14 protein-coding genes are annotated in these 16,872 nt (G+C 67.0%); all 14 read right to left on the bottom strand.

From position 1 onward, the window contains the following. Positions 1-759 (bottom strand): carbamoyltransferase N-terminal domain-containing protein (locus ACV4UX_RS12145; RefSeq protein WP_491593545.1); only part of this gene is annotated, 759 nt, incomplete at its 3' end. A gap of 173 nt (positions 760-932) precedes the next feature. Continuing rightward, complete coding sequence (locus ACV4UX_RS12140; RefSeq protein ID WP_491593544.1) at positions 933-2,906, bottom strand: polysaccharide deacetylase family protein; 1,974 nt, start codon at positions 2,904-2,906, stop codon at positions 933-935. 22 nt (positions 2,907-2,928) lie between these two features. Then, a complete protein-coding gene (locus ACV4UX_RS12135) occupies positions 2,929-4,740 on the bottom strand; it encodes a hypothetical protein (protein ID WP_491593543.1) in 1,812 nt (603 codons plus the stop codon). 3 nt (positions 4,741-4,743) lie between these two features. Continuing rightward, complete coding sequence (locus tag ACV4UX_RS12130; RefSeq protein WP_491593542.1) at positions 4,744-6,411, bottom strand: hypothetical protein; 1,668 nt, start codon at positions 6,409-6,411, stop codon at positions 4,744-4,746. Between the two features lie 3 nt (positions 6,412-6,414). Next, positions 6,415-8,283 (bottom strand): B12-binding domain-containing radical SAM protein, encoded by a 1,869-nt coding sequence (locus tag ACV4UX_RS12125; RefSeq protein ID WP_491593541.1) that lies wholly within the window; start codon positions 8,281-8,283, stop codon positions 6,415-6,417. Between the two features lie 103 nt (positions 8,284-8,386). Beyond that, positions 8,387-9,415 (bottom strand): DegT/DnrJ/EryC1/StrS family aminotransferase, encoded by a 1,029-nt coding sequence (locus ACV4UX_RS12120; RefSeq protein WP_491593540.1) that lies wholly within the window; start codon positions 9,413-9,415, stop codon positions 8,387-8,389. 24 nt (positions 9,416-9,439) lie between these two features. Beyond that, entirely contained in the window at positions 9,440-10,024 is a 585-nt protein-coding gene (locus tag ACV4UX_RS12115) for a nitroreductase family protein (protein WP_491593539.1), read from the bottom strand. Between the two features lie 13 nt (positions 10,025-10,037). Then, positions 10,038-10,883: a phosphoadenosine phosphosulfate reductase family protein gene (locus tag ACV4UX_RS12110; protein ID WP_491593538.1), complete on the bottom strand. Its 846-nt coding sequence runs from the start codon at positions 10,881-10,883 to the stop codon at positions 10,038-10,040. After that, positions 10,880-12,181, bottom strand: a complete 1,302-nt coding sequence (locus ACV4UX_RS12105) for an alkaline phosphatase family protein (RefSeq protein WP_491593537.1) — start codon at positions 12,179-12,181, stop codon at positions 10,880-10,882. The genes ACV4UX_RS12110 and ACV4UX_RS12105 overlap by 4 nt, the downstream gene beginning before the upstream one ends. Then, positions 12,178-12,867, bottom strand: a complete 690-nt coding sequence (locus tag ACV4UX_RS12100) for a hypothetical protein (protein WP_491593536.1) — start codon at positions 12,865-12,867, stop codon at positions 12,178-12,180. Before ACV4UX_RS12100 ends, ACV4UX_RS12105 begins: the two co-directional genes overlap by 4 nt. Before the next feature lies 1 nt (position 12,868). Then, complete coding sequence (locus ACV4UX_RS12095) at positions 12,869-13,573, bottom strand: cytidylyltransferase domain-containing protein (RefSeq protein WP_491593535.1); 705 nt, start codon at positions 13,571-13,573, stop codon at positions 12,869-12,871. After that, positions 13,570-15,168, bottom strand: coding sequence for a hypothetical protein (locus ACV4UX_RS12090; protein WP_491593534.1), 1,599 nt, complete (start codon positions 15,166-15,168; stop codon positions 13,570-13,572). Before ACV4UX_RS12090 ends, ACV4UX_RS12095 begins: the two co-directional genes overlap by 4 nt. Before the next feature lie 2 nt (positions 15,169-15,170). Then, positions 15,171-16,601, bottom strand: coding sequence for an alkaline phosphatase family protein (locus ACV4UX_RS12085; protein WP_491593533.1), 1,431 nt, complete (start codon positions 16,599-16,601; stop codon positions 15,171-15,173). Positions 16,602-16,625: 24 nt separating this feature from the next. Then, positions 16,626-16,872 (bottom strand): PIG-L deacetylase family protein (locus ACV4UX_RS12080; RefSeq protein ID WP_491593532.1); only part of this gene is annotated, 247 nt, incomplete at its 5' end.

Here is a 16,872-nt window from a genome sequence, read left to right as displayed (position 1 = left end):
GATGCCCAGGACGCGCTCCAACTTCGGGGTCCAATGGCAGACATCGCTGCTGAAGTTGAAGCAGGCCCGGTTGAGCTGGAATGAACCGTCCGGCATCAACCGGAGCACCTTGGAGAGGAGAAGCTCCAGATGGACGGGTTTGCCGTAGCAGGCCATTCCCATGACCTTGAACTCCCCGGAGTTGACCCGAAAGCCCAGGTAGCGCGTGAAGACCGAATAGAAGAGTCCCAGGGAGTCGGGGTAGCCAACGCTGGCGAGCTTTCGCAGGGAGTTGCCCCTCCCCTCGAAGAGGCCGAGGCAATCCCATTCGCCGACGCCGTCGATGGTCAGGACGAGCGCCTCCTCGAACGGGGAGGTGAAGAAGGAGGCCGCCGCATGGGACTGGTGGTGCTCGTGGCAGACGATGTCCCCGCTGTAGCCCAGCTTGCGGCGGACGACGCGGGCAATGTCGAACTTGTCCGCCTCGAAGGCGGGCAGGCGCTTGCGGAAGAGTTCGAAGGAACGCGGCCAGTCCAGGAGCACCTGTCGGCGCAGCCGATCCAGCTTGACGCCGGGGCGCTCGTAGAAGGCGATGCGGTCCACCTCGCGGATGTCCCACCCGCAGAATTCCAGCGCCCGGGCCAGGGCGAGGCTCGGGAAACCGCTGTCGTGCTTTCGTCGGCTCAACCGCTCCTCGTGCATGGCGAATCGAACGACACCATCCTCCAGGGCCACGGCTGCGGAGTCGTGGTAGTGACAGGATATTCCCAGGATCTTCATCGGTCAGGCCCCCCGGGCAGGCTCGCTTCCGCCAGCCGGCGGAAGCCCTTTCCTCCAGCCGCGCCGGAACCGCAGGCGAGCGTGCAGGGCAAGGGGAAAGAGCAGGATGTAACGGACCAAGGCGGGCACGGCCCTGAGCCCGCCGAGTCGTTCAAGGCTTCTCGAGGGGAGCTTCATCGCTGGGACTCCTCATGCTTTACGATTTCGTCGGGTGTCTCGGCCACAAGGGTTCTCCCGTCTGGCTCAAGGGCTCTTAGCAGGAATCGTTCCAGGCCCCAGGGCACGGAAAGGAGCCGAGAGACCGACATGCCGGGGATCCGGTGGGCGGGCGTGTGCGCGTTGAGGTAGCCCGGCTCCGCGTCCAGCCGCGCCAGCGGCAGGGGGCCGTCCAGGGAATCGAGGGTTTCGCCGTTGATCCAGATCCGGGCGAAACGGTATCTCTCGCGCACGACGGCATCGGCCAGGGGGTCCCAGAAGGAGTCGGTGTAGGCGAAATCCCGGGGCGTGAGCCCGAGCCGGTCCTCCAGAATGGCGTCCGAGGTTTCGGCCTCCCGGGCCAGAACCCGCGCGAGCCGGTCCGGCCCGACCTTCGCGAGTTCGGGGTGGGTGTGGGTATGGGCGCCGATATGCCAGCCCCTGCCCGCGAGAGAGGCGATTTCGTCCCAGGTCATGACGGGTCGCTCCTGGAAGGGAAAACCGCGCATGGTCCAGGACTCGACGCGGCGAGTGTCCACGAACAGGGTGGCCCTGAGCCCGGAGCGTTCGAAGAGAGGGGCCATGCGACTGCCGACGCAGGCCCCGGCGTGGTCGACATCGAGCAGGATGGGCCTGGGGGGAAGCGCTCCTCCCGAAACGAAGCATGCCAGGTCTTCATAGGTCACGGCCTGGAATCCCAGGGCCTTGATCAGGGCTGTGACCTCCACGAGGGTGTCGAGGGCGCACTCCTTGGGGTGGAACACGAGAACCGGGACGAGCTGCCCGCCCAGCCGTCCGAAGGGGTTGGCCTGGGCGGGGGGCGTCACGCCTCCTGGATGGGCCACACCCCGGGTCGCCGCAAGGCGCGGCCCGCGCGCCCAGTGAATGCCATAGCGGTTCCAGGCCTCCTGGCGGAGCACGGCCACCGGCAGATCCGGAGGAGCAAGGGACAGGGCTGTCGCGAGCAGTTCGTCGCTGTGCGGCGCGGCAACCATGAGCGCCCCCCCGGCCGGGGCGTCTCCGGGCCAGAAATGGCCCGGCCGGACGACTCTCCTGCCCCCGAGCAAGGCTCCCGTCTTGCGGGGGGAGTTGTCCAGGTACAGTCCGGGCCGGTCCGGCGCGAAGGCGGGGCTTGCAAGCATGCGCAGGAAGAACACGCCGAGTCCGATGAAGTGCACGGGGCCCGGCCAGGCGAAGAGCTCCTCGCAGGCCTCGTCCAGCCCCCAGGAAGGCCAGTGGCAAGGTGCATCCAGGAACACCGCCCCGGGGTGGTTGTAGAGGATTCCCCGCAGGGCGGCGTCCCCCTGGTCGCGTCCCGTGAAGAGGACGATGTCTCCGGGAACGGGAGGAGCCTCGACCAGGGGCGCGGCGTTCCAAGGTCGAGGGGCTTTCGTGCTGGACAGGGCCGCGGCGGAGAGGAGCACCCGCGGAGCCCGGGCGGCATGGAATCGCAGCAGGGAGTCCGGTCGGCAGACGCAGGGATGGTTCAGGGCGAGGCAAAGGGCGGCCGCATCCTCTCCCCCGTCGGGTTCGAAGCCCTCTGGCCCGGCCATGGCCAGCACGGCGGAAGCCAGCAGGGGAGGCAGCGAGGCGGCGAGCATTTCCAGAACACCGCTTCGGACACCGGCGCACCCCGCCGGACGCTGTCCCGGCAGGGGGAGTTCCGGCAGACGGTCCTCGGAGACACGCGGGATGCCAAGGCCTTCAGGCGACTGCTGGCGCCCGTGGGACGTGCAGTCCAGGAGAAGGGCGCCGCCCGCGGCGCGCGCCTGGGCGTCGGCAATCGCAGGCAGGGGCACGGGAAGGGTTTTCCTCGCCTCCCCGGGGCCGAGCTGCGCCATGAAGCGCCAGACTTTCAGCCGCGACGACAGTCCGTCGTCGTGCAGGAGCAGGGTCTCCCACTGGGGTGGGCCCTGGTTCAAGGTTCGGGTGGAGGCCGCGAGGTGCTGCATGGACCGATCGTTCGTCCGGGGTTCAGGGCATGGGCAGGAGCGAGTCCGCCAACTCCCTGATCCACGCGTTGTGCATGGGATACAGGCAATGCCTTCGGGCCTTCAGGTTCCCGGCCAGCTTGAATACGTCGGAATAGGCTTGGTACTGGAGGCTGGAGACGAGAACCACCACCGCATCGAACCTCTTTTCGAGCAGGCCGGGGTCGATGCCGCCTGCATGCACCTCGTAGACGAAGCGCCCCTTCGGCATGGCATGGACGCTTCTGGGGAGGTAGGCGGCATAGTTCGACGCCTCGAAAGGCGTGAGCAGGCTCACCGCGGCGTCCGGACGGACCTCCTGAAGCCGTTGCATGAAGTATTCAAAGAGGAGCCACGGGGCCGTATGGATCACCACGATTTCGGCGACTTCGCCGAGGGCGTCGCCGATCCCCAGGCGTCCGGCCTGCGCGCCATGCAGCAGCGCGGCCTTGTGGCGCGCGGGGAGCTCGATGCGCTCCATGAACCCGAAGGCCCCCTCGCGCAGTCCGAACTCGTGGCTGGTCACGGCCAATTCCTGATACAGGACGTTCCGAAGGCCGCCGGGGAGGGAATCCAGGGCCGGCGAGCGGGAAATCCTGGAGAACAGGTCGCGGTCCTTCGTCTTCCGGCAGTGGACCAGGAGCGCCTGGACAACGCCCATGTTCTTGTTGTCGCACTCCCATGCAAGGCGCAGCAGGGCGCCCGACTCTTCCAGCCTGTCGGCGATCCGCAAATTCTCCGCGATGCGCCGCATCCAGCTGAGCAGAACGTCCACGGACTCGACCTTGTGGAAAACCCCGCGCGCGTGAAGCATCAGGATCCTGGACGCGACGCCGCGCCCGTATTCTCCGCCCGGGTCGCACAGGACCCCGGCCAGGTAGGAGAGGACGAGCGACTCCGCGTCCTCGAAGCGCTCCCAGCCGCGCAGGAGGCGGCACGGCAGACCGCCTTCCGCCAGGGCCCCGAAGAATGCCGCTCTGGCGTCTGCCGGCCGTGCATCCTCCACCGGGACCTCCTCCGGCGGGGCGTGCGTCGCGTTCCGGGTCCTGGCGTCGATCTCCGCGGCGAGCGTCCGGAAAAACACAGGCCGGAGATGCTCCACATCGCGAAGCAGAAGGGGGCTCTGCCCGGGCAGAACCGTGTCGCCCTTGAGCATCACCGGCGCGAGCGCGTCCAGGTCCATGCCCTCCGCGAGCAGCCTCTCGAACACCGCACCGGAGTCGACGCACTCGACCCGGCATTCGGTCGTGGCCCGCCTGATGTAGTCGCCGATCCCGGGGGTGAGGGTCTCCCAGGCGGCCAGGCAGGAACAGGGCCGGGGCGTCAACCAGGGGTGGTGCGGGATGCGGGTGGTCAGGAGAATCCTGCATCCAGGCAGAGCGCGACGCAGGGTGCGCAGAAAGTCGAGGTGGCGTTCCAGGTACGTTTCCGGGGGCAGGTCTGCTGGCTCGAATGTCTCGTGAAGATAGTCGTAGAGCTCCTTGTAGTCGAACAGGGAGTTGAGGTCTGCGGTGACGCCGTAGTCAAGCGTCGGATGCCGGTACAGCGGGGATTCGTGAAAGAGGTTGCACACCAAGACATCGGGCGCACTGGAGACGATATCGTGCAACGACGGAACGATCAGAATATTCCTGTTCCGCATCAAGACGACGAGATCCTCTCTCTTCACAAAGCGCCACAGGTCGCTCTTGACCTCATCGATACCAAGACAAGAGAGATGCGTCGAGCTTATGAAGAAGAACTTCCCCGCACTTCCAAGGGATCCCAACTCCCTGTGCAGACTCTGCATTTGGCAGTTTCCGACGACCGTGAGCATGCACTACGCTCCGCCGGATCGGTTCCGGCCGTTGCGCCCGACGGCCTGATCGTAGAGGCGCAGGAGATCGTCGATTCGCCGTTCCATGGAGTTTTCCTCGCGAAACCGGCGCATGCCTCTGCGCAACGCCTCGTAATCCTGCCCGGCCAGGATGTCCCGCAGCCCTCTCTCGAGATCGTCGCCGGAGACGCGCACGCATGCCCCATACCCCTCCAGCCAGTCGCCCAGCGTTTTGTACTGCGTGCTCAGGAGCACGGGCAGGCCCGCCTCGGCGTAGGTGAACACCTTGGAGGGGATGATGGTGGCCATGTGCTCCGCCAGGACGCGCACGCCGTCGAACAGATAGCAGATGCTTCCGTATCCGTAGGTGGCGATTTCCTGCGTCAGGCGTTCGGGAGGCAACCCCTCGTGCAGGTGGAAGAGCGGCTCGGTCTTGTCATAGGTCAGGTGGTCCCACAGGAACGGGCTGCTCCGGCTCTGGTTCAGCGGATTGCAGTAGACGTGCAGGCTCAAACCCTGGGGGATGAAGTGGCGGCGCGCTATGTCCAGAAGGTAGCCATCCCCGAAGGCGAACATGGGGAAGCAGGAAGGGATGACCGTCGCCGGGCAGACGATGCTCATGGGGTCGCGGCAGGGTTCGTCGGAGAAGTACTCCTCCAGGGGATAGCAATGGAAGCGGATCATGGGCGGGAGGTCCGGGACCAGCCGCAGGAAGGCCTCCCGGGCCGCTCTTTCCTCGGTGTTCAGGAGCAGTCCCGAGGCATGGGTCAGCAGCCGTCCCAGGGAGGTCATTTCCCGCTGGTACGCCCCGTCGCCGAAGACCACGTCGTAGTCCCCGGGGGGGAGGAAGAACATGGGCAGGTCGTTGAACTGGGCCACCACGGGGCGGCTGGAAAGCAAGGCTGCGGCCGCCGCGACATGGTGCTCGTTCATCCAGGCCTGTATGTGGACGACGTTGAAGTCGAACAGGTTGGGCGTCTCGAAGAAGATGTCGTAGTTGCCCATTGCGTCCAGGACGAGGTCGAAGCTGCCCTCCTTGCCCTTGGCGACGTTGCCGGACAGGGCCATGAAGACCGTGCGCAGGCCCCTGCGCCGCAACACGTGGCTGATGCGCCCCTGCTGGAAGTACTCGATCTTGCCCATGAACAGCACGGTCCGCCCGGGCAGGAAGACCTTCCCGATGCGCCGCGCGATGTCCTCGATGCGGCGCTTCTTCAGCCGAGCCAGGGCCTCCGACTCCTCCGGGCGGGAGAGGGGATCGGCAGGCACGCCCAGAACGCGTTCCTCACCGGGGGGCATCGCGCAGGGATCGAGGCGGACGATGCCCCGGACGGCTGGCCGGGCAGACAGAGGCTGCACGACGACCGAGGTCCAGGCGAAGCCTTCCGCCCGGACCGGTTCGTCGATGTCGGGGCAAAGGAGGGTTGTCTCCGGGTAGCCTTCCAGGAGGCCGGAACGCAGCAACCGCTCCAGGGCGGGCAGGCTTCCGGCCACGGCGGCCCCTCGCCCCTTCTCCTCGTGGAACATGCTGATGCCGTCGAGGATGGCCCGGTTCCTGCGTGACTCGCCGTACTGGCCGGCGATCACCTGGGATTCGAAGCCTCCGGGACATTCCAGGAGGCCGTGCAGGAAGGGATCGGCCTCGCGAAGCCTTTCCAGGGGGAAATCCATGCTTCAGCTCCCCTGCGCCCCGCGCGGTTTCTGATGCAGGTGAATGATGCGTTCGTCGGGAACGAGGAAGTTCTTCTTCAGATCCTCCACGATGCGTTCGTGATGAGGGCACGGCAGGATCAGGAAGACGGTGCCCTCGGCCTGTGCGATGGTCTCGGTGGTTCTGGGCAGGATGGGCGCCACGCCCAGCTGGAGCACTCCATGGAGCTCGGGCCTGTTGTCGAACACCGCATGGATGTCTAGGTCCCCCGGCTCGAGACCGAGCTCCGCGAGGTAGTCCGCGAAAGTGGCATCGGCCATGCTCGGCGCGATGGACACGCGGCGTCTTCTCCCTGCGAGCGTCTGGGCCCGGGCGCGCATGGGACCGAGTTTTCCCGCGTTCTCCGGAAAGAGGGATGTGCGATAGTCGAAGCGCTGCATGCACGCGCGGCAGGCCACCTTGGCCACCGCGATGGCCCCGACCCGGAAGTTGCGGTAGGTGTTTTCGTGGCCGCAATGCGGACACCCCGCCCGGAATACGGCCAGGCCGTCCGTGTCCGGCATGGGTTCGGCCAAGGGATGCAGGGCCCATGTCCTCGTCTCGGCCTGGGTGCGCATCATCTCGTCGCGCAGCCAGAGCGTCTCCTTTGCATCAAGGCTGGTCAGGTCCACCTGCGGACAGTCCGCTTCCAGGAACCCCAGCCTGTCCGGTATGGCGCCGCTGGCCACTGCGCGCTCGTGGAGGACGGAACCCGGATAAGGAATGATGAAATTCATGTTCACCCCGTACCGGGCATTGCGCCTGGCCCATTCCAGGGATTCCGCGGCCGTCTGCCGCGTCTCGACCGGATCGCCGAAGAGCAGGTTGCCCTGGATCCCGATTCGTTCCTGGGAAGTGAGAGCCAGCGCCGCCTCGATCTGCTCCACCCGGGTGTGCTTGCGCATGCTCTCCAGGACGGCGGGAGATGCGGACTCGATGCCGTAGCTGATGTAGTACAGCCCGGAACGGCGCATGCGCCTGAGGATCTCCCGGTCCACGCGGTCCACGCGCATCTGGGCGATCCATCGGACGCCCAGTTCCTCCATCCCCGCGCAGAACTCCTCAACCCGGTCCCTGTCCAGGCTGAAGAGCTCGTCGAGGATGCTGACGGCGTTGAGCCGGTATGCACGGACATGTCGGCGGATCTCCTCCAGGACGGACCCCATGGCCCGGGTGCGGTACTTCCTCCCCAGAGGATGGTAGCAGAAGGTGCAGTTGTACGGGCAGGAGCGGGACGAGATCACCGGGAGAACCCGGGGCTGGTCGAACAGGGCCGTGTAGTAGTTGTCGTTGGGGCGCTGGGCGTCGAGGTAGCGCCGCACGTCGAAGAGCTCGTAATCCGGCGGAGGGACCGCATCCAGGTTCTCCAGCAGAGCGCGTTCGGCGGTGACCCGGGGTTCGCCGTCCTGCCGGTGCACGATCCCCGGCACTTCGTCCAGGCTTCTTCCCTCGTCGAGGGCGCGCACCAACTCCACCACAGTGGCCTCGCCCTCGCCGATCACCCCCGCGTCCATGTCCATGGCCGAGCAGACGAGCTTCGGCTCGCTGCTGACCAGACCTCCCCCGGCCATGGTGAAGACCGACGGATCGGTCTTCCTGACGGCCGCGAGAATGGCGCGGACCGTGCGGAAATGGGGTGAAAGGCCGCCCGTGCCCACCACGTCGTAGCCTTTCCCGCGGACGGCCGACGAGACAGCCTCGTCCACCGGCCCGGCGGCGTGGTTCAGGTTCAGTCCGCTCACCTCGTGACCGGCCTGCTTGAGGCAGGAGGCGATGTAGCAAAGACCCAGCGGGAACTCGTAGAAATCGCCGGGCCGCTCGACGAACCGGGGGGCGATCAGCAGGATGCGCACGGCTTCTTCTCCTGTACGGTGCGGGGAACGCGGCTCCGGGACATGCACTGCCCCGGCGCCTTGCGACGCGCGCAGCGGCCCCGCCGCCTCGGACGGCGGCTGTTCACGCGCCCCAGCCGAGACGGACGGCCAGTGCCTCCGGGGCAAGGTCCGCCCCGTCCCATCCGAAAAAGATGGGAGGGCAGACGTGATGCCTGGCGACCCACTCCGCCTCGGGGAAACGCCCGCCTGTCCCGTCGAGTTCGTGGCACAGCGCCTCGAAGACGCCCCCCGTCCTCTCGGTCAGTCCGGCGAGCTTTCCGGGTTCGCCCAGCACGATGTACTTGTAGAACCCCGAAACCATTCCCTCGGGGAACCGGACGCGTTCCGCGAAGATCTGGTCGTATTTGGCCGCCAGCCCGCGCTTCCACTCAAGGATCATGGGCAGTCTCTCCAGCTGCACGATGCCCAGCGCCGCCGTGACCTCGTTCATCCGCGCGTTCATTCCGGGCACCCGGTACTCGAACTTGCCGTAGTTGCGCCAGTCGCGCACCCAGCGCGCCAGCCCCGGGTCCCGGGTCGCGACCATGCCCCCTTCGCCCAAGGGCATGGTCTTGGTGGCGTAGAAGGAATAGACCCCGCCCAGGCCGAAGCCGCCGGCATGGCGTCCCCTCCAGGACGCGCCGTGCGCATGGGCGCAGTCCTCGATGAGGGGAATCCCCCGTTCTCCGAGAAAGGCGGCGATCTCCTCGATCTCGAAGGCGATGTGCCCTCCGATGTGCACCACCACCACGGCCCTGGTGCGCTTCGTGATGCGCCGCTTGAGGTCTTTGAGCGAAAGGCAGAGGTCCTCGCGGTTCACGTCCGCGTAGACAACCTCGGCGCCGGCCTTGCGAGCGGCCAGTGGCGTGGCCATGAAGGTGTTGGTCGGCACCACGACCTCGCCTCCGGCAACTCCCGCGTATTCGAGCACGGCCATGAGCCCGAGCCCGCAGTTGGCCGTGGCCAGGCACTCCAGCCCTCCCGTGAGCTCCGAAAAGCCCTGCTCCAGGCGTTTGACCATGACGCCCTCCGACAGGAAGCCGGAGTCGAAGACTTCTTCCAGCAGGGCGGCATAGCGGCGACGCGCGGCGTGCTCGAAAGGAACAAACATGGATGGGGCTCCTCGGTGGTGAACTCAGGCTTCGTGGCGGGCGAAGACGATCTCGGACAGGGAGCGCTTCGGCACATGGTGAACGCCCTCCCCATCCCGCCAGTAGCGGATGTCCCCCTCTTCTCCGACGGGTTCGATGATCCGGACCTCGCCGGGCCGTCCCAGGGCCAGGACGAGCAGCACCTTGAGGCTCTCGGGGATGGCGAGGTCATGGGAGAGCTTCTCCCGCGCCACGGAGCCGATCATGCATCCGGCGAGGCCTTGCTCCACGGCCGCGAGGAGCATGCTCTGGCAGGCGATGCCGTGATCGCACTCCGCCTCCTCGTCGATGGCCGAGTCCTGGAGTACGATGATGTAGGCGGCTGGCCGTTCTCCTTCCCCGGGGCCCGGCCAGTCCGGCATGTACCCGGCCCAGCCCAGGCGGCTGAAGATGAGCGCGTTCCGCGAGGGCTCGTTGCAGAGGATGTATTTCAAGGGCTGCCTGTTGGCCCCCGAGGCGCAGAGCCTGGCGACATCGACCAGCCCCTCCAGGACCTCCATGGACACGGGCTCGTGCTGGTTGAAACGGCGGCAACTGCGGTTGCGCAGGACCAGATCCTTCACGTTCATGGCTTCACCTCGCTCACATGTAGCCCAGGCTTCTGAGCTGCTCCATGGCCAGCTCCTTGTCCCTGCCCCGCCCGAGCCGCTCGCTGGTGTTCTCCAGATCCTGCTCCCAGGCCGGGACGCCGGGCAGGACCGGCTTCGTGGTGGAACGCGCCCCCAGGGAGCGGTAGCCCTGATGATACAGTTCGCAGAAGGGCACCCCGCCCTCCTGGATCGCGTTCCAGACGTCCCGCTCCCGGAAATGCAGCAGCGGGTGCAGCCGCAGATGGTCAGGGGCGTGCCGGGGGCTGATCGGCGCCTCATCCGAGCGCACCTCGTGCTCGTCCCAGCGCAACGCGACGAACAGCCCGGTCAAGTTATACTGGCGGATGAAACCGCGCAAGGGCACCGTCTTGGTCAGGTGGTTGCCGGCCACGGACTCAGGCTCGAAGAGGAAGCTCCCGGAATGGCCCACCTCTTCGAGGGCGGCGCGGTTCTCCGGTCCGAGGACTTCCAGGGGAACGGCCTCGCCGAGGGAGGGCTTGAGGCGGGCCAGCTCTTCATTCTTGATGACGACCAGATCCAGGGACCAAGCTTGGCGCATCCGCTCCAGAAAGTCTTCGATCTCGGGGAAGGTGTCCAGTTCGTCGATGGTCACCACGCCCGGCAGGGCGATGCCCTGGTCGAGGCAGACTTCGCGTGCCAGCCACAGGAGCAGGGTGCTGTCCTTGCCGCCGGTCCAGCTCAGGGCCTGGGGGCCTGGGGCGTTCAGGATCGCCTGCCGGATGAAGTCCTTGGCGAGGCGCACCTTGTCCGCCAGGGGCAGTGCGAGCAGCGCCCCTGCGCCGGACCGTTCGAGCATACTTTCCAGTTCTGAGTTCATTGGCGCTCTTCTCCCGCGAGCCAGTCCAGGAGTATGCCGGAGAGCCGCACGATGTCCCCGGGCGCGGGCCACAGCGCGGCGGCTCCATGCAACAGCCTGAAGGCGTCGACATGGGTATGGGTTCCTTTCAGCTGACTGGGGGCGAAAACCGTCCGGGAGGCCGGGGAGCCCTTGAACTCGACGCCCCGGGCCGGGACGAGCACCGCGTCGGGCCCCAGGCGCCGCAGTGGCCCGGCGAAGGCCTCGTCGCCCGAAACGACCCTCTCCACCACCGGCCTTCCTTCGTAGCGCAACGCGACAAGCGTCTCCAGCGCCCGTTCGAGCACGGCCTGTCGCTCCTGTTCGGGAACGATGCCGCCGACGTAACGCCCCTGGACGTTCACGTGCACCCTGCCCGGGTCCAGGACGAAGGCCCGGGTGGCCGAGGGGTCGATGTCCGAGGGCAGCCGGGGTTCCCGGGTGCGGTAGCCCAGCAGGCCTGCCTCGAAGAGGGCACGGTTGAGGTACGCCTCGAGGCGCAGCTCGCAAAACCCGTGGTCGGAAAGGAGCACGAGCGCCTTTTCCAGCCCGGGTTCCAGGGCGAAGCGGTCCGCCAGCCTGCCCACGAACCCGTCCACCTTGTGGAAGTAGCCGAGGAGGGCGCTCCTTCTGGGGTGCTCCGGGTCGGCCCAGGCATCCCAGCAGAAATGCAGCAGCCTGTCCGTGCCCGTCACCACCAGCGCGAAGAGGTCCCACTCCTGCTCGTCCCAGAGCATCCCGGCTGCCCGTTCGAGCACATCCAGGGACTGGTCCAGCTCCCTGAAGAGGAGATCGTGGTCCTGTCGGCAGGCCGGCAGGTTGATGTCCGTGCGGTAGCCCATGCCTTCCAGACGGGGCAACAGGCTCGCGGGATAGACTGCCTTGGAGAGGTCCGGGGCCACGAACCCGGAGACGAGGATTCCCGGCACCTGCCTGGCGGGATAGGCCGAGGGCATGTTGAGCACGACGCTTCGCCGCCCCGAGGCCCCAAGGCGGTCGAAAATCGTCGGGGTTTTCAGGTCCAGGAACGACGGCAGGAGCAGGTCGTGGCCGGGACTCAGGTCCGTGAAACCGAAGATGCCGTGCTCCCCGGGACCGGCCGCGGTCATGAAGCTGGACCAGGAGACGCTGGACAGGGGCGGCAGCGGGACGCTCATGGAACCCAGCAGCCCGGAGGCCGCGAGCCCGGCGGTTCTCGGCATGGCTCCGGCCTGGACGAGCTGCTCCAGCATGGAGCAGGGCACGCCGTCCAGGCCGATCACCAGGGCTTTGCGCCTCATCGGGCGGCTTCCTCGACACGGCTCAAGAGGTAGCTCGCGAGCTCGAGGTCCTGGGGCCGACGGACCTGCACGCACTCCACCTGCGGCGCCAGGAACCCCCTGGTGAGCGGTTCGGGCTGGCGGAGGCGTCTCAGGTGGGCCACGCATGCGCCGAACGGCCTGAAGAGCTGGGGGACTTTCTGGCGGTCCCTGCCCGGATGGCTCCACACGCTGAAGAGCCTGCCCAGCGACGCGTCGAGCGACATGTACAGGTTGGGGTCCTCGGGATAGACCGGCACGACGCGCGCGGCGAGACGGTCCTCCAGCAGGGCATGGTACATCCGCTCCCAGCTCAGGTGAGAGAGCAGCGGCATCCGCCAATCGAGGAAGAAGTGCACGTCGCTGAACAGGCCCGCCTTTTCCAGCGCGATGTTCTGCTGGTAGATGAGGCTCCAGTCACAGGTCAGAAAATCCAGGCGGTCCCTGACGCTCCAGGGCCATATCTCGCCCACGGGCTGCCCCGCCACCGCGTCGCGGGCGAGCAGTTCGTCCACGTCGGTCAGGATCACCAGTTCGTCGATGAGCGGGATGCGCTGGGCCACCTCGAGCCCCTGTTCGAGCAGGCTTCGCCCGCCCAGGGGCGCTTTCCAGGACACCCCTTCGGCAAGGTCCTGCTCCAGAACGATAAAGGTCCCGGTGATGCGCATGCTATTCTCCTTTCGCCGCTCCGGGCAGCAGGCCAAGACGTTTGCGCACGTGGAACTCGGCCAGGGGGATGTCCTCCTCGTTCTGCAGATCGAACCCCTCCTCGGGCGTAACCGCGAACGGCGCCATGCGCATGCACCCCCGGTGGAAGCGCATGCGGAAGGTCACGGTCAGGCCGAGACGCCTGTACAGCGGCGGATGATCCCGCATGAGCACGCCCGCGTCGTTCCAGAACGGAAACAGGGACCCGTCGTCGGCCTTGAGGCAGAGGCCCGGCGCAACCGGGGCGACCACCACGACCCCCCCCACGCTCTCGTCTTCCTTCCCCTGCTCGTACATGGCCCGCAGGGTTTCGGGCCGGAGCAGGAAGTTGTTGCAGTTGAAGGAGACGTTCACGTCGCCCGGGCCGTCGGCCAGGGCGACGATCTGACGGGAACGGTGGTCCGCCCATTCCTTCTGGTCCGAGAAGCCGCTGTGGTAATGAACCATGCTGCGTGGCCGGTTCAAGGCGTGGACCCCGAGGGAACGGGCGATCTCCGCGATTTCGGCGTCCTCGCTCCAGACGAAGACTTCGTCGATGAAGCCCGCCTCAAGGCATGTCTCGATGGCGTAGGCGATGATCGGCTTGCCCAGGAGGCGGTACGTGTTCTTGCGGTGGAAGGTGGAGCCACCTCCGCGTGCGATGATCGTGGCGTGGATTCTGCTCATCCGTTTCTCCATGTTCCTCGTGCGGCGCCGCCAACGGCGGGCCTTTCGCATTCCTCGACGCGGACGACCTCCTCCAGGTAGCCATCCCCCAACGCCTGCCGCAGGGTCCGGGCCAGTTGAGCCGCCTGGGGGCCCCTGAGCGGCGTTTCGACCAGGGACAGACCGATGCGCTGGAAACAGTTCAGCGCCATCTGGCGACAGCGGTTCTGCATATAGCGGCGACCCTGGCGATAGACCATGGCCTGGTCCACGAGGTCGCTGCACAAGCCCATGACCTTCCGGGCCATGGCGTTCAGTTCCTCCTCTTCCAGGGGGAGCGAGAGCATCTCCTCGACGGCCTGCTCATATCCGGGCAGGGTGCGCTCGAATTCAAGCTCTTCGGCATACTCGCCGAACACCACGGCCGCGGTGCGAAGGGCCTGGAAGGCCTGACGCTTCATGGCGGCGCGCACTTCCTCCAGCCGGGTTTCCGGACTCATGCCCTCCACCCTCTCGGAATACTCCCGCACCGCACGGCCGTAGTCGGTCCCGTCGGGCACTGCGGGCACCCACCAGACCGATCGGCCCAGGGCCTCCGCGGTCTGCTCCATGGCGAGCGCGACGCGCCTGGCCGCCTGGCCGTCCAGGAAGCCGATCTCCTCCTCGACGAAGGCCTTGTCCGGCACGATGCCCTGGGGCAGGTGGTCGAAAAGCTCGCGCAGCCAGATGACGCAGCCGCTGCGCAGAAGGTAGGTCCGCAAGGATCTGAACTCGCTCTCGTACTGGCAGCACTCGGGGTGGAGCAGATCCTGGATGACGAGGGCCGGCTTGCCCAGGGCCATCTGGGGCAGTACCGCGCCCGTCTGGACGCCGAGGACCAGCCCGGCCCGGGCGATGAGTTCCTCGTTGGGCACATAGCGATCCAGAATGGCCAGGTTGGGCGGCAACCCTCCCTGGTCGTGCTCGACCTGACGGGCCACCAGGTGGACGTCCTCGTCGACGCCGTGCAGGAAGGCCTGGTCGCGCCAGCGTTCGTGCCACAGGAGGCGGGGTTTGATGAGCACCTCGTGGTCCGGGAGGCGGCGGGCCACCTCGACGAGCGTCTCGAAATAGAGCCTGCGCTCGGCCCCCATGGGGACGCTCGGGGAGTCCGGGACGAGGATGAGCGGGTCGCGCCGGATCTCCATGCCGTGCAGGGCATCGTACTTGGGCATGCCGGTGCGCACGATGGTGCCCGAGTAGCCTGCCCGGCGCAGGTTGCGCTCGTGGGTGACGCCGCCCACCAGCATGAGGTCCAACGGCGCGTACATGGCCGCGGGATGGCGATGTTCATCGCTGATCATGGTCAGGATGTGGGCGGTGCGCACCTTGTTGTGCCGAAGCAGGCTCAGCGGTTCCCGGTGGCACAGGGCCATGTCGTAGTCCAGGCTACTCCGGGACAACAGGTCGCGCATGGGCGCCACGGGGATGCCGCGCCGGGTAAACTCGACGCTGAAGGAACTGAGCGTCGAGACGCAGCCGACTTCCACTTCGTGCCCGCGGTCCAGGAGTTCCCTGGCCACGGGCGCGTGCATCTGCGAGCACGCGTCGCTGTCCGATGTGATGAGAAAGCGCATGACTACATATACCCCAAGGATTGCAGGGATTCAATCACGCGGTTCCTCTCGCGGATGTCGCCCTGGCCCTGCGCGCCGGGCACGACCGCCGGCTGGACGCCGGGGGAAGGGAACAGGTCCGTGATCTGTCCCAGGGACTCCGGCACCCGGCCGTCGTAATCCGCCGGGAGCGGCACGCCAAAGCGGGAAAGCACGAACGCCCCCACGTCGACCAGGTCGAGCCCCTGCTCCAGGCGTCTCCGGGCGAGCCCCGGGCCGTGCCAGGCGAAGACTCCCTCCCTGGCATGGCATCCCGGGTTGAGGAAGGCCCTGGTCGTCACGACATCGGGGCTCAGGGCCGCCTCGTTGTTCCACATGCTGACCACGCGGGCCCGGGGATGCCCCCGGAAGCCGAGGTCCGGCATGTTGTCGACGAGAGGCCCCCTGTACACCTCGTCCCGGCTCCACACCTCCACGGCGGGAGGGAAGCCGTCCGCACCGGGTTCCAGGATCTTGCGCTTCACATCGGCCAGCAGGGCGGCCCTGCCGCCCTCCGGGACGAGATTCCTGTTCACGAACAGCTTGCCGTAATTGCCCGGGATGTCCGAGGGCGTGCAGTAGAGCCTGGTGGCGCTCCACTCCGGGCAGTTCCGGGCCTCGTCCCAGGCCATGTACCCCTGGCGCAGGAGCCACGCCTCCAGCAGGAACTGGCGGTCGAAAACCCGCATTCCGTGGTCCGAGACCACGGCCACGTCCGTGAACTCGTCCTCGCCGAAGAGCGAGGCCACGGCCTCATCCGTAAGGCGGGCCGCCTCCCGGAAGCGCTCGGAGAAATAGCCCAGGCGATGATTCACGAAATCAAGCACATAGAATACCACGAAACAGACATCGGGCCTGACCTCCCGGTACAGAGTCCTGGCCAGGCGGGCCGTCTTGGCGATCACGTCGCCCGCATGATCCTCCCATCCTGCCCCCAGCCAGTGCTCCTTGACCTTGTGTTCGGGGGCATCCAGGATCGGTTGCAGACTTACCGGCCAGGCTGTGGCGATGGAAAAATCCTCCTCCACGACCATGGCTCCGTCGAAGGGCCTGGCGGGAAACGTGCAGGGAACCCGCATGACCAGCGAACGAATGCCCGCCGAGCGGGCCAGCGTCTCCCAGAAATACTCCACGGGCACGTCCCGGCTGGTGAACAAGCCGGACATGCGGTGGACGCCCTTCTCCCGTTCCCAACGTGAGAAGCCCGTGACCCCGTGCTTGCCCGGGTTCACTCCGGTGGAAATGCTGGTCCAGGCCGTGCCCGAAGTCGGCAGCAGGGTCGAGCGCAGCGGGGCGGACAGTCCGTCTTCAGTCAGCCGGGCCAGGGTCGGCAGCGCCGCCCTCCCCCCGCAATGATCGATCACCCGGGGGCAGAGCCCGTCGATGCCGAGCAGGAGCAGTTTGGGTCGAGACATAGAGATCCTTTGTTCGCGCCGTCGTCAGCGGATGATTTCCCTATGGAGCATGAAGGCCTCGGCCGAGGCCAGGTTGGCCTGCATCCCTCGTGCCGCGGCCAGGGACCGCAGGCCCTGCTCGGAGCGGGGATGGGGGAAGGGGCGCATTTCGCCGGGATAGCAGCGAAGGGCCTCGATCTTGAGCTCCAGGTGCCCGGAGACGTCCACGAACACGTTGGGCGTGAACGCCGCGCCGGTCCCGGGCGGGGCCTGGTCCGTGGACGAGGGGGTC

The sequence above is a fragment of the Fundidesulfovibrio sp. genome (genome assembly GCF_058402725.1).
Note: the sequence above shows the minus strand (reverse complement) of the source record. Positions and strands in the feature narration are given on the sequence as shown.